This is a genomic window from Streptomyces sp. (assembly GCF_036524955.1).
Classification (GTDB): domain Bacteria; phylum Actinomycetota; class Actinomycetes; order Streptomycetales; family Streptomycetaceae; genus Actinacidiphila.
On the sequence record NZ_DATDBG010000032.1, the window covers coordinates 1 to 3,590 of the forward strand.

Sequence of the window (3,590 nt, forward strand, 5' to 3'; positions counted from 1 at the left end):
CAGCGACCGGGCGGCGGTCTCGGCGAGCGGTCCGCTGTCGGCGAGTTCGGCCAGGGCGCGGGCGGCCCGGTCGGTACGCCGCGCCGAGCGCGTGAGCGAGCGCAGGACACGGCCCGCGGTGGTGTAACAAGCGGCCAGGCCGCAGCCGGTCAGCAGGACGACGAAGGTGGTATGGGGTGTGGTGGCCGCGGTGAGCACCGCGAGCAGCGCCCAGCGTTCACCGATCGGCAGCACGATCATCCGGCGCGCCCACACGGTCCAGCCGACCCTGTCGAGACGGCCGGAAAGCGCCGCGGTGGGGCTGGCGTTGGCGGTCGCGTCGTGGTTGGCCTCGTTGAACGCGAAGTCCACGACGTGCCGGCAGGTCTGCAGCACCATCGCGCCGAGCGCGAGCGCCCATACGTCGTCACCGCCGCGCGCGGCGCCGAGCGCGAGCCCCGCGTAATAGGCGTACTCCTTCACCCGGTCGAACGTCGCGTCCAGCCACGCGCCGAGCGTCGAGTAGCGCAGCGCGTACCTGGCCAACTGGCCGTCGGCGCAGTCCAGTACGAACGAGACCAGCAGCAGCACGCCCGCGGCGACGAATCCGCCGCGCGTCCCGGTCGCCGCGCATCCGGCGGCGATCAGCGCCACCAGCAGCGACGCCGTCGTCACCTGGTTCGGCGTCAGCCCGCGCCGGGCGCACCACCGCGCGAGGTAGCGCGAGTACGGGCTGACGAAGTACGTCGTGAAGAACCCGTCCCGCGACTTCACCGCGCCGCGCAGCCGCACGGCCTCCTCGTCCACCCCGGCGACCGCCTCCCCCGCCGCCTCCCGCTGCGCGGCGTCCCGCGGCACGACCGCGACCAGCACCCCGAGCTCGGGCCGGTGCGGTGCGGTCCCCGACTCGCCGAGGGCGTCGGCGACCAGATCGGGCAGTACGGCAGCGCCTCCGTCACGGGCGGCGGTGGCGGCGCCCGCCGGGCGGGTCGCGGCCGAAGGGTCCTCGTTCGGCCCCGCGTCCCTCCGCGTCGGGTGGGACGGGGACGCGTCGGCCGTGAAAGCGGCGGTGGCCGCGGTCAGGGCGCGCACGAGGGCCTGGCGGGCGGGGGGCTGGACCGAGAGGGCGCCCGGGATCGCGGCGGCGGCGAAGCGCGGGTCGGTCAGGGCGAGCCGGAGGGCGTGGCGGTGGCCGAGGAAGCGGCGGTCGACCAGAGCCACCCGTTCGGCGGCGGGCGTGGCCGCCAGCCGCGCCGCGACGGCGGCCGGCGTGCCGGCCTCGGTGACGACCTGGAATCCCAGCGCCCGCAGGTCGTCCGCGAGCGGCGACGGCGTACCGGCCGCGGGGGGGCCGGTGAGAATGGCGGTCGGCAGCGGAACCCACTCCCTCAAAACGTCCGGAGGCGTGCCCGCGGGCCGTCGGCGGCGGAGCCGGGCCAGGCACGAGGGGAGAGGCTATCCGATCCGCGGGGGTGGCCGTTCACCACCTGTTCGTCTGTTCGTCGTCCGGCACGGCCTGATCGTCCTCGTCCCGCGCGGCCGTCCCCCGCAACCGCAGTGCGTCTTCCCTGTCCGGGTGAGCTGACCCGGAGCTGACCCGGAGCTGACCCTGAGCTCACCCGCTGTCACCGCCACTCTGACCCGTGTACGTACCATCACCGCAGGTCACCGCATATGACAACGGTCTCCAGTACCGGCTTGCCCACGGTGGGTGACCGGTGTTGACTGGCCGCCGCAGACCGGAAGACCGGGAACGAACAAGGAAGAAGAGGAGCACGTCGATGGGGGCAGGGCACAGCCACGGCCACAGTCACAGTCACGGACCGCAGCCGTCGGGCACTGCGGGGGCGGCGTACCGCGGCAGGCTGCGGATCGCACTCGGCATCACTCTGCTCGTCCTCGTCACGGAGGTGGCCGGAAGCGCCGTCACCGGGTCCCTCGCGCTGCTGGCAGACGCCGGCCACATGGCCACCGACGCCGCCGGTCTGGCCATGGCCCTGCTCGCCATCCGGATCGCCGCCCGCCCGCCGAGCGAGCGCCGCACCTTCGGCTTCGCCCGCGCCGAGATCCTGGCCGCCGTGCTCAACGCGGTGCTGCTCTTCGGAGTGGGCGCCTTCATCTTCCACGAGGGCGTCCGGCGCCTGATCAGCCCGCACGCCATCGAGGGCGGCGCGACCGTCGTCTTCGGTCTGGTCGGCCTGGCGGCCAACTGCGTGGCACTCATGGTGCTGATGCGCGGACAGGCGGAGAGCCTCAACGTCCGCGGGGCGTTCCTCGAGGTGATGGCGGACGCGCTGGGGTCGCTGGCGGTCGTGGTGGCGGCCGGGGTCTTCCTGGCCACGGGCTGGCAGCGGGCCGACGCCGTGGCCTCCCTGCTGATCGGTCTGATGATCGTGCCGCGCACCTGGCAGTTGCTGCGCGAGGCGGTGGACGTGCTGCTGGAAGCGGCACCGAAGGATGTGGACATGGCACAGGTGCGCCGGCACATCGAGGGGCTGAACGGTGTGGAGGGGCTGCACGACCTGCACGCCTGGACGATCACCTCGGGGCTGCCGGTGCTGTCGGCGCACGTCGTGGTCAGCCAGGACGTCCTGGAGGCGGTCGGCTACGAGAAGATGCTGCACGATCTGCAGGGCTGCCTCGGCACCCACTTCGACGTGGAACACTGCACCTTCCAGTTGGAACCGGTGGGCCACGCCGCGCACGAGGCGCGGCTGTGCCACTGATGTGACGCCGCCGTCCCGAGCGGCGTCGGTGGCGTACCGGACGGCCACCCCGACCCCCCTCTGAGGCGGCCCGGCGCCCGGCGTGCGGACGTACCCACCGCCGTACCCCCGCGCGCCGGTACCGGACTGCGGTGCGGGCACGGGCCCGGTTGCGGAGTGAGGCAGACTAAGGTCTTGTCGTCGAACGCAAAGGATGGAAATGCCAACCAGTCCTGCCACCGGCCGACCCGGCTCCCTGGCCGCCATGCCGTCCTCGAACGGAGCCCCGTCCTCGAACGGGGCCGCGGACCCGATCATGCTCGAACTGGTCGACGAGAACGGTGCGACCATCGGCACGGCGGAGAAGCTGTCGGCGCACCTGGCGCCTGGACGGCTGCACCGGGCGTTCTCCGTCTTCCTCTTCGACGACGAGGGGCGGCTGCTGCTCCAGCGCAGGGCGCTGGGCAAGTACCACTCCCCCGGTGTCTGGTCGAACACCTGCTGCGGGCATCCGTACCCCGGTGAGCAGCCGTTCGTGGCGGCGGCCCGGCGCACCGCCGAGGAGCTGGGCGTCGCCCCGGTCCTCATGCGGGAGGCGGGCACGGTCCGTTACAACCACCCGGACCCTGCCTCCGGTCTGGTGGAGCAGGAGTACAACCACCTGTTCGTGGGACTGGTACGCCAGCCGCTGCGGCCCGACCCGGAGGAGATCGCCGAGACCGTCTTCGCCGGCCCGGCGGAACTGGCCCGGCTGCGGGAGGCCGGACCGTTCTCGGCGTGGTTCCAGACCGTGCTGGACGCGGCGCTCCCGGCGGCGCGCGAGGTCACCGGCGGTTCGGCGGGCTGGTAGGCGTACGGGCGGGTGCGCGACACGGGTCGGCGGTCGTACGGACCGGCGGCCGGGGG

Annotated in this window: 3 protein-coding genes; 2 read left to right on the plus strand and 1 reads right to left on the minus strand. The window is 73.5% G+C overall.

Annotation, left to right across the window (positions count from 1 at the left end; all coding sequences use genetic code 11):
- A partial coding sequence (locus tag VIW71_RS02790; RefSeq protein WP_331620274.1) for a CDP-alcohol phosphatidyltransferase family protein occupies positions 1-1,353 on the minus strand: 1,353 nt, incomplete at its 3' end.
- Positions 1,354-1,760: 407 nt separating this feature from the next.
- Between VIW71_RS02790 and VIW71_RS02795 the strand changes: the two genes are divergently transcribed.
- A complete protein-coding gene (locus VIW71_RS02795) occupies positions 1,761-2,705 on the plus strand; it encodes a cation diffusion facilitator family transporter (RefSeq protein WP_331620273.1) in 945 nt (314 codons plus the stop codon).
- 199 nt (positions 2,706-2,904) lie between these two features.
- Positions 2,905-3,534 carry an isopentenyl-diphosphate Delta-isomerase gene (gene idi, locus VIW71_RS02800; protein WP_414720629.1) on the plus strand — a complete coding sequence of 210 codons (630 nt, stop codon included), beginning with the start codon at positions 2,905-2,907 and terminating at the stop codon, positions 3,532-3,534.
- Positions 3,535-3,590 lie beyond the last annotated feature (56 nt).

What these genes read in the sequence shown, in the direction of transcription:
- VIW71_RS02795 (WP_331620273.1), top strand. Translation starts at nt 1,761, where the DNA reads ATGGGGGCAGGGCACAGCCACGGCCACAGTCACAGTCACGGACCGCAG.
- idi (WP_414720629.1), top strand. Translation starts at nt 2,905, where the DNA reads ATGCCAACCAGTCCTGCCACCGGCCGACCCGGCTCCCTGGCCGCCATG.